General features: G+C 75.7%; 15 protein-coding genes. 8 read left to right on the top strand and 7 right to left on the bottom strand.

Going from position 1 to position 16474, the window contains the following annotated elements:
- Nucleotides 1–22 precede the first annotated feature (22 nt).
- The 3 genes from ACZ3J7_RS16430 (at nucleotide 23) to ACZ3J7_RS16420 (ending at nucleotide 3493) form a co-directional block, all read left to right on the top strand.
- Nucleotides 23–1108: an alpha-hydroxy acid oxidase gene (locus tag ACZ3J7_RS16430; RefSeq protein WP_465621212.1), complete on the top strand. Its 1086-nt coding sequence runs from the start codon at nucleotides 23–25 to the stop codon at nucleotides 1106–1108.
- Between the two features lie 88 nt (nucleotides 1109–1196).
- Nucleotides 1197–2135: an alpha/beta hydrolase gene (locus ACZ3J7_RS16425; RefSeq protein WP_465621210.1), complete on the top strand. Its 939-nt coding sequence runs from the start codon at nucleotides 1197–1199 to the stop codon at nucleotides 2133–2135.
- Nucleotides 2132–3493 carry an aminotransferase-like domain-containing protein gene (locus ACZ3J7_RS16420; protein ID WP_465621208.1) on the top strand — a complete coding sequence of 454 codons (1362 nt, stop codon included), beginning with the start codon at nucleotides 2132–2134 and terminating at the stop codon, nucleotides 3491–3493. Before ACZ3J7_RS16425 ends, ACZ3J7_RS16420 begins: the two co-directional genes overlap by 4 nt.
- A 61-nt stretch (nucleotides 3494–3554) precedes the next feature.
- Here the strand turns inward: ACZ3J7_RS16420 and ACZ3J7_RS16415 are convergent, their stop codons facing one another.
- The 4 genes from ACZ3J7_RS16415 to ACZ3J7_RS16400 form a co-directional block, all read right to left on the bottom strand.
- The gene (locus tag ACZ3J7_RS16415; protein WP_465621205.1) at nucleotides 3555–4319 is read right to left on the bottom strand and encodes an ABC transporter permease; all 765 of its coding nucleotides are present in this window, start codon (nucleotides 4317–4319) and stop codon (nucleotides 3555–3557) included.
- 24 nt (nucleotides 4320–4343) lie between these two features.
- On the bottom strand, nucleotides 4344–5297 hold the full coding sequence (locus ACZ3J7_RS16410) for an ATP-binding cassette domain-containing protein (protein WP_465621202.1): 954 nt from the start codon (nucleotides 5295–5297) through the stop codon (nucleotides 4344–4346).
- Nucleotides 5298–5414: 117 nt separating this feature from the next.
- Nucleotides 5415–6572, bottom strand: a complete 1158-nt coding sequence (locus ACZ3J7_RS16405; protein WP_465621199.1) for a glycosyltransferase — start codon at nucleotides 6570–6572, stop codon at nucleotides 5415–5417.
- Nucleotides 6569–6898, bottom strand: coding sequence for a hypothetical protein (locus tag ACZ3J7_RS16400; RefSeq protein WP_465621197.1), 330 nt, complete (start codon nucleotides 6896–6898; stop codon nucleotides 6569–6571). The genes ACZ3J7_RS16405 and ACZ3J7_RS16400 overlap by 4 nt, the downstream gene beginning before the upstream one ends.
- A 99-nt stretch (nucleotides 6899–6997) precedes the next feature.
- Between ACZ3J7_RS16400 and ACZ3J7_RS16395 the strand changes: the two genes are divergently transcribed.
- The 4 genes from ACZ3J7_RS16395 (at nucleotide 6998) to ACZ3J7_RS16380 (ending at nucleotide 9840) form a co-directional block, all read left to right on the top strand.
- Nucleotides 6998–7930 carry a 3-oxoacyl-[acyl-carrier-protein] synthase III C-terminal domain-containing protein gene (locus ACZ3J7_RS16395; protein ID WP_465621195.1) on the top strand — a complete coding sequence of 311 codons (933 nt, stop codon included), beginning with the start codon at nucleotides 6998–7000 and terminating at the stop codon, nucleotides 7928–7930.
- Between the two features lie 68 nt (nucleotides 7931–7998).
- Entirely contained in the window at nucleotides 7999–8298 is a 300-nt protein-coding gene (locus ACZ3J7_RS16390; protein ID WP_465621193.1) for an acyl carrier protein, read from the top strand.
- 4 nt (nucleotides 8299–8302) lie between these two features.
- On the top strand, nucleotides 8303–9115 hold the full coding sequence (locus ACZ3J7_RS16385; RefSeq protein WP_465621191.1) for a hypothetical protein: 813 nt from the start codon (nucleotides 8303–8305) through the stop codon (nucleotides 9113–9115).
- On the top strand, nucleotides 9112–9840 hold the full coding sequence (locus ACZ3J7_RS16380) for a 4'-phosphopantetheinyl transferase family protein (RefSeq protein WP_465621190.1): 729 nt from the start codon (nucleotides 9112–9114) through the stop codon (nucleotides 9838–9840). The genes ACZ3J7_RS16385 and ACZ3J7_RS16380 overlap by 4 nt, the downstream gene beginning before the upstream one ends.
- Before the next feature lie 93 nt (nucleotides 9841–9933).
- Here ACZ3J7_RS16380 and ACZ3J7_RS16375 read toward each other — a convergent pair whose 3' ends face one another.
- From ACZ3J7_RS16375 to ACZ3J7_RS16365, 3 genes are all read right to left on the bottom strand, one after another.
- Nucleotides 9934–10455 (bottom strand): GNAT family N-acetyltransferase, encoded by a 522-nt coding sequence (locus ACZ3J7_RS16375; RefSeq protein WP_465621189.1) that lies wholly within the window; start codon nucleotides 10453–10455, stop codon nucleotides 9934–9936.
- On the bottom strand, nucleotides 10452–11756 hold the full coding sequence (locus ACZ3J7_RS16370) for a DUF6271 family protein (protein WP_465621187.1): 1305 nt from the start codon (nucleotides 11754–11756) through the stop codon (nucleotides 10452–10454). Before ACZ3J7_RS16370 ends, ACZ3J7_RS16375 begins: the two co-directional genes overlap by 4 nt.
- Nucleotides 11757–12279: 523 nt before the next feature.
- On the bottom strand, nucleotides 12280–15246 hold the full coding sequence (locus ACZ3J7_RS16365) for an AfsR/SARP family transcriptional regulator (RefSeq protein ID WP_465621185.1): 2967 nt from the start codon (nucleotides 15244–15246) through the stop codon (nucleotides 12280–12282).
- Nucleotides 15247–15657: 411 nt separating this feature from the next.
- Between ACZ3J7_RS16365 and ACZ3J7_RS16360 the strand changes: the two genes are divergently transcribed.
- Nucleotides 15658–16392, top strand: a complete 735-nt coding sequence (locus tag ACZ3J7_RS16360; protein WP_465621183.1) for a helix-turn-helix transcriptional regulator — start codon at nucleotides 15658–15660, stop codon at nucleotides 16390–16392.
- Nucleotides 16393–16474 lie beyond the last annotated feature (82 nt).

Below are 16474 nucleotides of genomic sequence, written 5' to 3'. Positions count from 1 at the left end.
GCCTGCCCGGAAAGGCAGACCCTTGGACGCACTGGAACTCGCGGACTTCGAACGCGCCGCCCGCGACCGGCTCCCCGCCGAGGTGTGGGACTTCGTCCAGGGCGGCAGCGGCGCCGAACGCACCCTCGCCGCCAACCGGGCCGGGTTCGACCGGTGCCGGCTGCGCCCGCGCACCATGGTCGACGTCTCCGCCACCGACCAGGGCCTCACCCTGCTCGGCAGCCGCCTGGAGACCCCGATCGGCATCGCCCCGATGGCCTACCACCAGCTGTTCCACCCCGAGGGCGAGGTCGCCACCGCCCGCGCCGCCGGCCGGGCCGGCGCGCTCCTGGTCGCCGGGATCTTCGCCAGCCGCACCCTGGAGTCCATCGCCGCGGCCGCCACCGGACCGCTCTGGCTCCAGCTCTACTGGCTGCGCCGCCGCGACGCCCTGACCGCCCTGGTCGAACGCGCCGAAGCCGCCGGCTTCCGCGCCCTGGTCCTGACCGTGGACGCCCCCCGGATCGGCCGCCGCCTGCGCGACGCCCGCAACGGCTTCGCGATCCCCGCGCACGTCCGCGCCGTCAACCTCGACCAGGCCGTGACGGCCGCCAGCCACCGCGCCGGCCACGGCAGTTCGGGCATCGCCGACCACGCCAAGGAGCAGTTCGACCCCACCCTGACCTGGGCCGACCTCGCCTGGCTGCGCGAGCGCACCCGCCTGCCGATCGTCCTCAAGGGCATCCTCACCGCCGAGGACGCCCGCCTCGCCGCCGAGCACGGCGTCGACGCCGTCCTGGTCTCCAACCACGGCGGCCGCCAGCTCGACGGTGCCCTCCCGTCCCTCACCGCCCTGCCCGAAGTGGCCGCCGCGCTGCCCCCGAACCTGCCCGTCCTCCTGGACGGCGGTGTCCGCACGGGCACGGATGCTGCCCTCGCGATCGCCCTCGGCGCCCGCGCCGTCCTCCTCGGCCGCCCGGTCCTGTGGGGCCTCGCCGCCGACGGCGAGAACGGCGTCGCCCGGGTCCTCGACCTGCTGAAGGCCGAACTCGACGACACCCTCGCCCTCCTCGGCCGCCCCCGCCTCACCGACCTCGACCCCGGCGCCGTCGCACCCGCCGCCGACTGACCCGCCGCGGACGTCGCACCTGCGCCCGCCCGACCCGCCACCGACCCCCGCCGCCACCGACGCGCGGCCCGAACCCAGGAACCTTCCCTTGCCACTGCACCCCCAGGCCGAGGCGCTGCGCCAGCAGCGCGCCGCGGCCGGCACGCCGCCGTTGTACGCCCTCGGCCTCGCGGAGGCCCGCGCCGCCGACCTCGCCGACATCCGGGCCGCCGCCGGGAACCCGGAACCGGTCGGAGCGGTCACCGAGCCGACCGTCGACGGCCCCGGCGGACCGCTGCCGCTGCGGACCTACCGACCCCGGACCGGCGCCACCACCGAACTCCCGGTCCTGCTCTACCTGTTCGGCGGCGGCTGGACCCTCGGCTCGCCGGACACCAGCGACGCCATCTGCCGCCGCCTGACCAACGCCGTCGGCTGCGTCACCGTCTCGGTCGGCTACCGGCTCGCCCCCGAGCACCCGTTCCCGGCCGCCGTGCACGACGTGGTCGCCGCCGCCGAGTGGGTCGCCGCGCACGCCGCCGAACTCGGCGGCGACCCGGGCCGGTTGGCGGTGGCGGGCGACAGCGCCGGGGGCAACCTGGCCGCCGCCCTCACCCTGGCGCTCCGCGAGCGCGGTGGCCCGGCGCTCCGCCACCAGCTGCTGGTCTACCCCAACACCGACCACGCCGCGGACACCCCGTCCGTCCGCGAGCACGACGACCCGCTGCTGTTCAACCGCCGTTCGGTGGCCTGGTACTGGGGCCACTACCTCGCCGACCCGGCCGACGGCGCCGACCCGCTGGCCTCCCCGCTGCGCGCCGCCTCGCTGGCCGGGCTGCCGCCCGCGACCGTGATCACCGCCGAGTACGACCCGCTGCGCGACGAGGGCGAGGCGTACGCGCGGGCCCTGCGCGCCGCCGGCGTCCCCGTCGAGCTGCGCCGCTACGACGGCGTGCCGCACGGCTTCTTCGCGATGGCCGGCGTCCTGGACGACGGCCGCGACGCCCAGCGCTACGCCGCCGACCGGCTCCGCGAGGCGCTCCGGTGACCGCCACGACCGAGACCACGCTCCCGCTGGGCGACCTGCACGCCAGCCTGGCCGACCCGCTGCTGGACGCGATGACCTTCCTCAACGAGGTCACCGAGCGCTACCCGGCCGCGCTCTCCTTCGCCCCCGGCCGCCCGCACGAGGGCTTCTTCGAACCCGAGGACGTCCACGGCCACCTCGACGCCTTCCTCGCCCACCTCGCCGAACGCGGCCTCAGCGGCGGCGCCGTCCGCACCGCGCTGTTCCAGTACGGCCCGACCAAGGGCATCATCGCCGACCTGGTCGCCCGCACCCTCGCCAACGACGAGGGCCTGCACGTCGACCCCGCCGCGCTGGTGCTCACCGTCGGCGCCCAGGAGGGCATGCTGCTGGTGCTGCGCGCGCTGTGCGCCACCCCGGACGACGTGCTGCTGGTCAGCTCGCCCTGCTACGTCGGCGTCACCGGCGCCGCCCGGCTGCTCGACCTGGCGACCGTGCCCGTCCCGGAGGGCCCGGCCGGCGGCCCCGACCCGCGGGCCGTGCGCGAGGCGGCCCGCGCCGTCCGGGCCTCGGGCCGCCGCCCGCGCGCGCTGTACGTCGTCCCCGACTTCGCCAACCCGTCCGGCGGCAGCATGCCGGTCGGGGCGCGCGCCGCACTGCTGGACGCGGCGGCCGACGAGGGACTGCTGGTGATCGAGGACAACCCGTACGGCTTCTTCACCCGCGCCCCCCACGCCCCCCACGCCCCCGACGCCCCCGACGGCGGCTCCGACGGCTCCGGCGCGCGCCCGACGCTGAAGGCGCTGGACCGCCGCCGCCAGGTGGTCTACCTGGGCTCCTTCGCCAAGACCTGCTTCCCCGGCGCCCGGCTCGGCTACGTCGTCGCCGACCAGCGGGTGCTCGCCCCGGACGGCCGGAGCACGCTGCTCGCCGACGAGCTGGCCAAGCTGAAGAGCATGACGACGGTCAACACCCCGGCGCTCAGCCAGGCCGTGATCGGCGGCATGCTGATCCGGCACGACTGCCGGCTGCGCGACGCCAACGCCCCGGCCCGCGCCCACTACGCGGCGAACCTGACCGTCCTGCTGCGGGAATTGGAACGGCACTTCCCGCCGGCCGAACGGGCCCGGCTGGGCGTCTCCTGGAACGAGCCGGAGGGCGGCTTCTTCGCCGTGCTCCAGGTGCCGTTCACCGCCGACGAGGCGGCGATGGAGCGCTGCGCCCGCGAGCACGGCGTGCTCTGGACGCCGATGGCCCCGTTCTACCCGGCGGGCGGCGGCGAGCACCGCCTGCGGCTGTCGATCAGCGCGCTGAGCGCGCGGCAGATCGAGACGGGCGTGGCCCGGCTGGCCGCCTTCGTCCGGTCGGCCGCGGGCTGAGCACAACGGGAGGAGGGGGGAGGGGCCGCGGCCCCTCCCCCCTCCTCCCCTACCCGCGCGGCTACCGGATCCGGGCCGAGAACAGCCGGGCCGAGTACCACACCGCCGCGCTGGTCAGCACCGCGACGATCAGCAGCCCCTGCCAGACCACGCTGTCACCGGGGTGCCCGGAGAACAGCGCCCGCATGCCCTCCACCGCCCAGTAGAAGGGGTTCCACTCGGCGACCCGCTGCAGCCACACCGGCGCCAGCGCCAGCGGCAGCAGCACGCCGGAGAGCAGGCCGATCGGCTGGGCGATGGTGTTCACCACCGGCGCCATCGCGGCGTCGTTGGGCAGCGCCAGCGCGATCCCGTACGAGACGGCCGAGGTCATCAGCGCGAGCAGGCCGAGCAGCACGTACGCCAGCAGCAGGCTCGGCACGTCGACCCGCAGGCCGAACGGCAGCGCGACCAGGGTGATGATGACCGCCTGGACGAGCAGGCCGAGCGTCTCGCGCAGCGCCCGGCCGAGCAGCAGGGCCAGCCGGCTGACCGGGGTCACCCGGGAGCGCTCGATGATGCCGGCCTTCAGCTCGCCGAGCAGGCTGAAGCCGGTGTAGAGGCCGCCGAAGATGCAGAGCACCGCCAGCAGGCCGGGGACGTAGATCTGGTAGGCCTCGGCGTAGGTGGTGGCGCCCATCGGGGCGAGCACCTTCTTCAGCAGCGGGGCGAAGAGCAGCAGGTAGAAGACCGGCTGGGTGATGCCGATGACGATCCAGATCGGTGTGCGCCACATCAGCAGCACTTGCCGCTGGAAGACCAGCCAGGTGTCACGGGCGAGCTTCACGGAAGGGACCCCAGGGCTTTCTCGTCAGGACTGTTCGATGGAGCGGCCGGTGCGGGCCAGGAAGACGTCGTCCAGGCTCGGCCGCTGGAGCTGCACCGTGCCGGGCACGATGCCCGCCCCGTTCAGGACGCTCAGCAGCTGCGGGATCGCGGCCGCGCCGTCGTCCAGGTAGAGCCGCAGGCCGTCCTCGCCCGGCTCCAGCCGGTGCAGGTAGGGCCGCCCGCGCAGGGCGTCGGCGGCGGGCCCGGCCTCCCCGGCGGCGAGGCCGAGCAGGACGACGTCGCCGGAGATCTCGCGCTTGAGCGCCTCGGGCGTGCCCTCGACGACGACCTCGCCGTGGTCGACGATCGCGACCCGGTCGCAGAGCGCGTCGGCCTCGTCCAGGTAGTGGGTGGTCACCACGACCGTCATGCCCTCGGTGCGTAGCCGCTCGATCTCGGCCCACACCTGGCCGCGGCTGGCCGGGTCGAGGCCGACCGTCGGCTCGTCGAGGAACAGCACCTTGGGGGAGTGGATCACCCCGAGCGCGATGTCCACCCGGCGGCGCTGACCGCCGGAGTAGGTGCCGCAGTGCCGGTCGGCGAACTCGGTCAGGTCGAAGGACTTCAGGGCGTCCTCGGTCTGGCGCAGCGCGTCGGCCTTGCGCAGGCCGTACATCCGGGCCTGCAGCACCAGCTCCTCCCGGCCGCTGACCGCGTCGGCGGTGCCGCCGCCCTGGGCGACGTAGCCGATCCGGCGGCGGACCTCGGCCGGGTCGGCCAGCAGGTCGGCGCCGGCGACCAGGGCCCGGCCGCCGTCCGGGCGGATCAGCGTGGCGAGCATCCGCAGGGTGGTGGTCTTCCCGGCGCCGTTCGGGCCGAGGAAGCCGAAGATCTCGCCCGCGCGGACGTCCAGATCGATGCCGCGGACGGCGTCGACGACGGTGCGGCCGTGCTTTCCGGACGGGTAGGACTTGCGAAGTCCCTTGGTCTCGATCAACCAGAACTCCCGGGCTGGGATGGGGTGCGGAGGCCCCGCGCCCGCCGGCCCCCGCTCATGGGACGGGGGTCGGCGGACGCGGAGCGGTATCAGGGGGTGGTGCCGGGGCGGGCGGTGTCAGCGGGCGGCCAGCGCCTCCATCCGGTCGGCGGCGGCCGACGCCCCGCCACCGGACAGCAGGTGACGACCGACCGTCTCGGCGGCCGCCCGGTGGGAGGGCTCGTCGAGCACCCGCCGCAGCCGCTCGGCGATCACCGGCGGAGCGGCCCGGGCGAACGGGACGCACAGGCCGGCCCCGGCCTCCGCGACCCGCCGCGCCACGAACGGCTGGTCGTTGCGGATCGGCGCCGCCAGCACGGGGACACCGTGCGCCAGCGACTCGACCACGGTGTTCATCCCACCATGGCAGAGCACCGCGTCCAACCGGCCGCCGGACAGCAGCTCCAGGACCGGTGCCCGATCGACCACCACGACGGAGTCCGGAAGGGCAGCCGGCAGTGCCCCGCGGGGCGCCGCCACCACCGCCCGCACCCCGTCGCCGAGCTGCCCCAGCGCCTCCACCGTCCGGTGCAGGAAGTCCGCGCCGACCGCGTCCGACATCGTCCCCATGGTGACCAGCACGGTGCGCCGCCCCGGCGCCAGCCGCTCCCACGGGAACGCCGGATCCGCCGGACGGGGCGTCAGCACCGGCCCCACCAGGGCGTGCTCCGGCCGCGGCGGCAGGTCGCCGAGCAGCACCCGCCCGGTGGTGGCCAGCACCAGGTGCGGCGAGAACCGCGGGTCGGTGAACTCCCCGGCGGGCAGCCCGGCCCGCTCCCACAGGCCCGCCAGCAGGCCCGCCGTCCAGGCCTCGACCCGCGGCAGGTGCCGGTACGGGCGGCCCAGCTCCATCGCCCCCGGTGCCAGCGTCGCCCACGGCAGCCCGTACCGGTGCGCGACCAGCGCGGCCGCCGGGGTGTGCTGGTCCACCAGCAGCGCGTCCGGCCGGAACTCCCGCACCACCGCGTCCAGCGGCTTCAGGGTGAACCTGGCGTACGGGACGACGAAGCCCTCCCAGAGCGAACGCAGCGAGGCCAGGCCGTGGCCGCCCATCGCCCGGAACATCCGGTTGCCGGTGCCGAAGACCCGGGCGTCCGGGCCCAGCAGCGGCCGCAGCAGCGTCTCGGTGCCGGTCCAGGCCACCTGGTGGCCGCGCGCGACCAGCTCGTCCGCGATCCCGGCCGCCGGGTTGACGTGCCCGGCCAGCGGCGGCACCGCCAGCAGGAAGCGGCTCACCGGCGCACCAGCTCCGCCAGGTCGCCGACGGTCAGCGCGGCCAGCCCGGCCAGGTCCAGGCCGGCCCGCAGCGCGCCCAGGTCGGCGCCGAAGCGCTCCCGCAGCAGCACGTCCAGCACGGCGAACTCGCTTTCGTCCAGGGCGAGATCACCGTCGAGTCGGTCCTCGGGGGCGAGCGACTCTGCCCATTCGGGCAGAGCGTCGGCGGCCTCCGCCAGCGCGGCCAGCAGACCCGCGTCCAAGGCGGCGGGCGGTCCGGCGGGCGGCGCGGAGACCAGCCCCGAAGCGGTTTCTGGGTACACGAAGGAAGGCTGGGAATCAGTCATCGCAAGGACTCCACCGGCTCGACGGCAACGGGGTGAGGAAGGGGGCTCCGGATCGGTGATCGCTTGTGCGACCCACGGAGCGTGGGAATACTAACCGGGGTGACCGCACTGGAGGCAGTGGCCGTCCACCTCCCCCCGCGACTCGAACCGATCGAGGACGTGGGCGCCAGGATCGGCCTTACCCCACGTCAACTCCGACTCTTCCGCCGCTTCCACGGCCTGGACCAGGTGCGCCTGGACCCGGACGGGACGCTGCTCGACCTGCTGGACGCCGCCGTCCGGGCCCTGCCCGAACTGCGCGGCAACGAACACCGGATCCGCTACCTGCTGCACGCCCGCAACACGCCGGTCGCCGTGCCCTACCCGCTCAACCCCCTGCACCAGCTCCGGGAACGCTTCGGCCTGATCCACGCCGACGCCTTCACCGTCACCCAACAGGCCTGCGCCGCCTCCCTGCTGGCCGTCGACCTGGCCGGCCGGCTGCTCGCCGACGACGGCGACCCGACGGCGCTGGCCCTGGTGGTCGCGGGCGAGAAGACCTTCACCCGGGACGCCCAACTCCTCCCGGAGACCACGATCTTCGCCGAGGCCGCCACCGCCTGCCTGGTCAGCTCCGACGGCGACCGCGACCGGGTGCTCTCCTACGCGGTCCGCCAGCGCCCCGAGTTCTACGGCCGACCCGCCGAGGACCCGGAACTGATGCTCCGCTACCAGCGCGAGTACCAGCCCACCATGATCGAGACCATCGAGGCCGCCCTCGACCAGGCCGGCCTCGCACTCCCCGACCTCGCGCTGCTGCTCCCGCACAACGTCAACCAGGCCTCCTGGCGGATGATCTGCCAGCAGCTCGGCTACCCCGTCGAGCGGGTCGTCCTGGGCAACGTCGCCTCGGTCGGCCACAGCTTCGCCGCCGACGCCTTCGTCAACCTCCGCACCGCCCTCACCGGCGGCGCGCTCCGCCCCGGCGACCCCTACCTGATCGCCGCCGCCGGCATCGGCGCCACCTTCGCGGCCATGGTCCTGCGGCACTGACCCGCGCCGCCCCCCGCCCTCCACCTTCTCCACCTCCACCTCCACTTCCACCGACGGACGGTCCAGCCATGTCAGAAACCGCCCCGCCCACCACCGAACCGGTCGACCCCGAGGTGCGCGCCCGCATCCGGCGCGGCATCGAGGACGTCCTGCCGCGCGTCCTGGGCGTCGAACTCGCCGAGATCCCCGCGAACGCCTGCTTCTTCGACGACTACGGCCTCACCTCCTCCGGCATCGTCGAACTGGTCCTGGACATCGAGGAGACCCTCGCCATCCAGGTCGACGTCGAGCGCCTCGGCATCGACGACATCCGCACCGTCGACAGCCTCACCGACTACGTCGTCGGGCACCACGTCGACGAGGACTGACCCGATGCCCGCCGAGACCCGCGGCCTGCGCGTCACCCGGGCGGTCACCACCGCAACCGACGGCCACGCCGCCGCCGCGCTCCACCCCGACCTGCGCACCTACACCGCCGACCTGGTCCGCCCGTACGGCCTGCCGCTGCGCGAGGACCTGCTCGCCGAGGGCGCCGGCCACGACTACGCCGAGCTGGCCACCGGCCTGCTCGCCCGGGCCCTGCCCGCCGGCGAACCCGCGGACCTGCTGATCCTCGCCTTCTCCTCCCCGGACGTCCGGCCCGCCGCACCCGCCTCGCTCCAGCTCAGCCGCCACTGCCCCGGACAGCCGACCGCCTTCGCCGTCTGCGACCAGGGCAGCGCCACCGCCTTCGCCGCCCTGCGGATCGCCGCCGCCCACCACCGCACCGGCGGCTGCCGGCGGGCCGTCATCGTGCTCGCCGAACAGAGCGCCCTGCACTACCGGCCCGCCGAACCCGTCGAACTGCCCACCGAGCACCGCGCCGTCGTGCTGGTCTGCGAGGAGGCCCCGGGCCGGCCCGGCATGCGCCTCGGCCGCCGCGAACAGCCGGACGGCGCCGAGGCCCTCCGCACCGTCCTCGACGAACACCGGCGCCTCGGCCCGGACGCGGAGCTGCTGCTCGCCGCCGGACTGGCCGCCCACGGCGCCCCCGCGACCGCCGGGACAGCCCGCCCCGGCCGGCCCTTCACCGGCCTGTGGAGCCTGCTCACCGACCGCCTGCCCGAGGCCGACACCGCCGGCCCGCTGCTGCTCGCCGACCACGACCCGCGCCTGGGCCGGCTCAGCACCCTCACCCTGCCGTGAGCACCGCACCCGCGACCGGCGCCGTCGACGCGACCGGCGCCGTCGACGCCACCGACGTCATCGACGTCTGGAGCATCCCGACCGACCGGCCCCCGGCCGTCGTCCGCCGGCTGTACGGCCTGCTCGACGCCGAGGAGCGCGAGCGGGCCGACCGGGCCCGCGACCCCCGGCAGGGCGCGCGCTTCGCCGTGGTCCGCGGCGCCGTCCGGCTGCTGGTCGCCGAACGCCTCGCCGTCGCGCCCGCCGAGCTGGCCTGGCGGCGCGGCCCGCACGGCAAGCCCGCCCCCGCCACCGACACCGGCCTCGACGTCAACTGGTCCGCCTCGGGCGCCCTCGCGCTGCTCGCCGTCGCGACCGGCCGCCGGGTCGGCGCCGACGTCGAGCGGCTCCGCCCGCCCGGCGTCGGCGCCCGGATCGCCCGCCGCCACTTCCCGCCCGCCGACGCGGCCCTCGTCCTCGACGCGCCCACCCCGGCCGACGGCGCCGAGCACTTCACCCGGCTCTGGTGCCGCCGCGAGGCCTGCGTCAAGGCGTACGGCGGCCGGCTCGCCCAGGGCCTCGCCCTCCCGCTGGCCGGCCCCTCCCCGCTGCGCCTGGCCGACCCGGGCCCGCTCGGCCCCGGCCCGCTCCGGCTCGCCGACGTCCCCGTGCCCGGCCCGTTCCGCGCCGCGGTCGCCGCCGACGGGGACCGCCCGTTCACCGTCCGCCGGCACCACTGGGCCTGACGGTCCGACGGCACGACGAGGAGCCCGACCGGCACACCGGTCGGGCTCCTCCGCCTTCCGTCCTCCGCCCTCCGGGACGGACCCCCTCAGCCCTCAGCCCTCGGGCTCCAGGGGCTCCAGGGGCTTCGACATGTAGACCGCCCGCCGCCCGTACGACGCGGGCAGCTCCACCTCCCGGTGCGCGCGGTAGCCGTAGAAGCGCAGCAGGATGTCGGAGCCGCGCACCGCGACCATCGAGACCTGCGCGAAGCCCGCCGCCACCGCCCGCTCCTGCACGTGCTCCATCAGCCGCGCGGCGAGCTCCCGGCCGCGCAGCTCCTCGGCCAGCACCAGGTCGTGCACGTGCAGGTTGTCCGACTCGAACGCCCCGGCCTCCGCCACGGCGAGGTCCGGGCAGCGCAGCGGCGGGTAGGGCAGGCTCAGCAGGTAGCCGCGGACGGCGCCGGTCTCGCGCTGCTCCAGCACGAAGCAGGTCCCCGGCGAGCAGGCGACCCGGGACTCCAGCGCCTCCCGGCCCTCGGAGAGGCCGTCGGCCGCGTAGGCCTCGTGCTCCAGCGCGACCACGGCGTCCCAGTCCCCGTCGGCCAGCTGCCGGATCAGGAAGTCCCCGCTCACCCGGCGAGTCCCCGCTCGCGGGCGGCGGCCACCATCGGCGCCCAGGCCTCGATCAGCGCGGCCCAGCGCACCGCGTCCTCCCGCGCCTCGTCCAGCAGCTGCTGCCGCTGCCCGGCCACCACGTCCGCCAGCTCGGCGTACTTGCCGCCCAGCTTGCGGTAGAGGCGGTCCACCTCGTCCAGGCACTGCTCGTTGGTGTCCCGGTCCAGGTCGAAGGTGCTGCGCACCAGGCCGAGGATCGGCTCGACCCGCAGCTCGTGCCGCTCGTCCAGCAGCCCGCGGCCGAGGTCGATCATCTGTCCGTAGACCGGGTACAGGTACAGCATCGACAGCAGCATCTTCACGAAGCGCAGCTGGTACGAGACGAACCCGGCGCCGACCCGGCGTTCGGGCGTGTAGTAGTTGACGATGTGCCGGCGGTGGATGACGGCGGGCAGCTCGGCGTGCACCAGGGCGTGCAGCAGCGCGTAGTCCGCGCCGATGGTGCGCAGCGACGGCACCAGCGGCAGCACCTCGTAACCCCGGTGGTCGATGGCGACGTTGCACATGTAGACGTCCCAGATGTCCGGCACGCCGAGCACCGAGTCGTCGGCGTCGAACGAGTCGTGCTCGGCGCCCTTGAAGGAGATCTCCACCATGGCGTCCTGCTGCTCGCGGGTCCACACCCGGGGCGTCCACAGCCGCACCAGGTCCCGGTAGACCTCCGGGTCCAGCTCGTTGATCTCGCCGATGTCCACGTTGAGTTCGCCCATGAAGGAGGCGCTGACCAGCATCACCGGCCGGTCCGCGTCCGCCGGGTCCAGCGTGGAGCGGGCCACCCCCGCCAGCGCCTCGCCGGCCGGCTTGCCCAGCGACAGCAGCTCGTGGTGGATCGGGAACATCTTCGCGCCGTCGACCACCCGGTAGTCGAAGTCGTCGTTGCGCAGGTGCGCCGAGGTGCAGCCGAGCGCGGCCGCGCCCAGGAAGATCCGGTTGACGCAGGAGCCGTACGCGACGTCCTGGGGCAGCATCAGGTCGAGCAGCAGCTCCGGGTCGGCGCCGCCGGAGCGCCGCGCCACGTCGAGGAAGAACGCGCGCTGCGCCTCGTTGCCGAGGTGGTGGACGAAGACGCCGGGCGCGGGGGCCAGCGCGGCCACCGCGTCCGCGTTCTTCGCGAACTCGGCGTCCACGGTGGTGTCCAGGACGAGGAGGTGCACCTCGACCCCGAAGGTCTCGACGGCGTAGGCCGCCTCCTCGGCGAGGTCCACGATGGTGCCGGGACAGGCCCGCATGGTGGGCAGGGCGAGGCAGACTCGTTGCATGGTGTGGGAATCTCCGTCTGATCGTCAGAGGGGGTGCGGCGCCCGGCTGTCGGGGCTGTCGGGGCTGTCGAGCGGGCGGGAGCGGCCGCGGCGGCACCGTGGAGGACCTGGTCGCCCCACACTGGACTAGACCAAAGTGGGGTGTCAACGAGCCGCCCGCCGCCCGTCCCCGCCGCCCGCCGACACTGCCCGATGGGGCAGCCGGCCCCGCCCGGGCCCCGCCCGGGCCCCGCTCGCCCCCGCCCCCGCGCGGAGTGGTTCGGGTGCGCTCCGGGGCCCGCCGGGCGAACGGGGAGCGCCCGCCCGGAATCCGGCCGGAATCGCCCCCGCCCGGCCCGGACCGCCTTCCGTGCCCGAAGTCGGCCGGGCCCCTATTCGCCCCCCGGCCGCCCGCACCGAAATTGATCCGTGATGATCGTTGCGCAGCCTGCGGTGAATATCTCGGGAAGATAACGGATTTGCGGTGGAGTTGTTCCGGATCCGCCCCGGCCCGGCGAATTCGAACCGCCCCGAAGGGCCCCGACTACGCCAGGCAGGCCCGCTCGCGGTCGTGCTCCCCGAGGTCGAACAGCGCCCGCCCGATCGCGGTCAGCGCGTTCGCCCGGCGGTGCTCCAACCCGACCTTCCGGGCGATCGCCAACGCCTGCTCGGCCGCCTCCAACGCCTGCTCCGGCCGCCCCGCGGCCCGGCAGGACTCGGCCAGGCCCACCAGCACGCCCGGCACCCGGTCCCACGCACCGAGCGCCCGCAACGCCCCCAGGCACTCCCGGTAGTCCTCGCACGCCGCCTCGAACCGGCCCAGCCCGTGCAGCGCCGTCGCCCGCGCGTACAGCATGTGCACCTGCCCGACGAAGTCACCCAGCCCCTTGAACGCCGCCAGACTGCGCTCGGCCCGGCGCCGCGCCGACTCCGCCCGGCCCACCGCCAGGTCGGCCAGCGCCGCCATCCCCTCCACGAAGGCGTGCGCGGACGGGTTGCCCAGCTCGGCGCTCAACGCCACCGCCTCCGCGCACCGGGCCGCCACCTCCTCGTCCGCGCCGTGCGGGATCCCGGTCAGCGCCAGCACGATCAACGCGCCGGGCAGCAGCGCCGCCTGCCCCGTCCGCCGGGCCAGCGCCACCACCCGGACCGCCTCGGCCCGCGCCTGGCTGGTGCGCTGGAACTCCCGCTGCGCCCACATCAGCGTGTACCGGGCCCGCACCTCGCTCTCCGGCAGGCCCGCCGCCCGCGCGGCCTCGGCCACCCGCCCGGCCAGCTCGCACAGCTCCGGCACGGCCGTGCCCAGGTCGATCAGCTGGATCAGCACCAGCGTCAGGTCCGCGACCACCGCCAGCGGGCCCCGCGGGTCCCGGGTGGCCTGCTCGGCGACCGCCAGCACCGCGGCGACCTCCTGCCGGGCCCAGCGCAGCCCCTCGGCCGGCCCGGCGAACTCCGGCTCGGCGACCCCCGCCGCCACCAGGTCCGGGAACGGGTAGCCCGGCCGCACCACCCGGTACAGGCCCGCCACCGCCGCCAGGTAGTACCGCAGCAGCCGCTCCACCGCCGCCCGCCCGGCGTCCTCCCCGTCCACCTCCCGGACCAGCTCGCGGGCGAACAGCCGCAGCAGGTCGTGGTACTGGTAGCGGCCCGGGAACGGACAGGACAGCAGCCCCAGGTCGGTCAGCGACTCCGCCAGCCGCTCCGCCTCCGGCTCCGGCAGCTCCAGCAGCACCCCGGCCGCCGCCGAGGACACCCCCGGGCCGTCCGCCAGCGACAGCAGCCGGAACGCCCGGGCCGTCTCCGGGTCCAACTGGTCGTAGCTGAGCCGGAACGACGCGGCCACCGCCAGCTCCCCGGTCGCCAACTCGGCCAGCCGCCGCCGCTCCGAGGCCAGCCGCTCCGCCATGTGCGACAGCTGCCAGGCCGGCCGGGCCGCCAACCGGGACGCCGCCGTCCGCACCGCCAGCGGCAGGAACCCGCAGGCCTCCGCCACCCGACGGGCCGCCGCCGGCTCGGCCGCCACCCGCTCCGGCCCGGCGATCGCCGTCAGCAGCCGCACCGACTCCTCCGCGGACAGCGGCTCCAGACCGACCTGCCGGGTCATCGGCATCCCCGACAGCCAGGCCCGGCTGGTCACCAGCACCGCGCAGGTGCGACTTCCCGGCAGCAGCGGCCCGACCTGCCGGCTGTCCCGGGCGTCGTCCAGCACGATCAGCACCCGCAGACCCGCCAGCCGCGACCGGAACAGCGCCGCCCGCTCCGCCGTCCCCTGCGGGATCGCCGCGTCCGCCACCCCCAGCGCGCCCAGGAAACCCGCCAGCACCTCGCCCGGATCGGCCGGGAACGCCCCCGCGCCCTGCAGGTTCACGTACAGCTGGCCGTCCGGGTACTGCCCGCCCACCGCGTGCGCGACGTGCACCGCCAGCGTCGACTTCCCCACCCCGCCCAGGCCCGACACCCCCACCACCGGCATCGCCGGACCGTCCGGCGCCAGGTCCGCGCAGAGCGCCGCGCACAGCTCGTCCCGACCGGTGTAGTCCGAGATGTCGGCCGGCAGCTGGGCCGGCGGCACCAGCACCGCCCCGGCCGGACCGCCGCCCCCGGGGCCGCCGGCGCCGGGCCCGCCACCGCCCGGCTCGAACGCCGGCGCGGGCTCCGCGACCGGCGCGGCCAACCGCGGATCGCCCGACAGCACCCCCAGGTGCAACTCCCGCAGCCGGGGCCCCGGATCGACCCCCAACTGCTCCACCAGCGTGCGCCGGGCGTCCGCGTACACGCCCAGCGCCTCGGCCTGCCGCCCGCTGCGGTACAGCGCCAGCATCAGCAGCTCGCGCATCGGCTCCAGCAGCGGGTACTGGTTCACCCACACGGTCAGCTCGCCGATCACGTCCGCGTGCCGCCCCGCCGCCAACTCGGCCGCCAGCCACGCCTGGACGGCGTTCAGCCGACGCTCGACCAGCCGGGCCCGGTGCGCCTGCGCGAACGGCCCCGGCAGCCCGGCCAGCGGCTCGCCGCGCCACAGCCCGCACGCCTCCCGCAACAGCCCGAGCGCCCCGGCCGGATCCCCCAGCGCCCGGGCCCGGCCCGCCGCCGCGACCCGGTTCTCGAACACCTCGGCGTCCACGCGGTCCGCCGGCAGCCGCAGCACGTACCCGCTGCCCGAGGACACCAGCACCGTCGGCTGCACCCGGTCCGGCTCCAGCCCCCGCTCCGACTCCGGCACCCGGTCCGGCTCCAGCACCCGCCGCAGCCGCGACACGTACGTCCGCACCACGGTCGCGGCCCGGGCCGGCGGCTCCTCCCACAGCGCGTCCAGCAGCTCGTCGACCGACACGATCCGGCGCGCCCGCAACGCCAACGCGGTCAGCAGCGCCCGCTGCTGCGGCGGGCCGAGCTCCAACTCGCGCTCCCCGCGCCAGGCCTGCACCGGCCCGAGCAGGCCCAGCCGCAGCCGCTCCCCGCCGCCCGGCTCCGGCGCCGACGTGCCGTGGGGCTCTCCGATTTCCGTCATCGTCAGACGGTAGCGGTTCCGGGTAACGGAGTGCCGCGCCGGGGCGGGTGCAATTCCACCGCCGGGGCCCGGTCTTGTCGCCCGCGCGGCCGCCCGCATTCGATTCCGCCGCACCGCGGATCGCCACCGGCGGGCCGGGAAAAGAAAAATCCACCCGCCGACCGGGAACCGATGACGCACATACGCATCCGTCAATCTTTTATTGACCGACGGGGGATAGCGTGGCCCCCGGTGCACAGGTCCGCCGAACCTCCGGCGGACACGGGAGCTCCCGCGGTGCCAGCCGGGCCGCAGGAGGAGGAGAGACGGCGTCGCGTGCGGACGACGCCAGCCGACCGGTTCAGACGGTGCGCCGCCGCCTGTGGGGGGCGGTGGGCGCACCGTCAAGCGCAACGAAAGGAATCCAGCGCCGTGCTTCAGTACGCCGACGACGTCCGCGCGACGACGACCCGAACGATCCCGCCGCAGACTGCCCGAACGGTCCCGCCGCAGACCGCCCGAACGGTCCCCGCGCAGACCGCCCGGCCCATCCCGGTCGCCGTCCACGCCCTGGACCCGCTCTCCCGGGCCGGAGTGCTGAGCTACCTCCGGCAGTGCCCGGAGATCGCGCTCCTCGACGAGGACCAGCCCCGGACCGGCACCGGCGTGGCCCTGCTGGTCGCCGACACCTTCGACGAGGCCGCCCTGGCCGGCCTGTCCCGCCTGGTCAAGGCCGACCGGACCCGGGTGGTCCTGGTCCTCGACCGGATCCAGGAAACCGAACTGCTCGACGTCGTCTCACTCGGCGTCACCACCATCCTGTGGCGCCGCGAAGTCACCGGCGAACGCCTCCGCCAGGCCGTCCGCACCGCCGCCCGCGGCCACGGCGACCTGCCCCCCGACCTGCTCGGCAAACTGCTCGGCTGCATGGGCCGCCAGCGCACCGGCGACACCCCGGACGCCGGCCCCGCCGACCACGGCATGCTCCCCCGCGAGGTCGACGTGCTGCGCCTGGTCGCCGACGGCATGGACACCGGGGAGATCGCCGGCAAGCTCCTCTACTCGGAGCGCACGATCAAGAACATCATCCACACCGTCACCACCCGCTTCCACCTGCGCAACCGCGCCCACGCGGTGGCCTACGCCCTGCGCGAGGGCTACATCTAGCACCGGGGCCGCGGGGCCCGGCTCGGCCCCGGCGGCCCGGCTGCGGTGTCCGGCCTTGGCGGCGGCCCGGCTTCGGTGCCCG

The organism is Kitasatospora sp. NPDC015121, from assembly GCF_055562955.1.
This window is presented reverse-complemented; position numbering and strand designations above follow the sequence as displayed.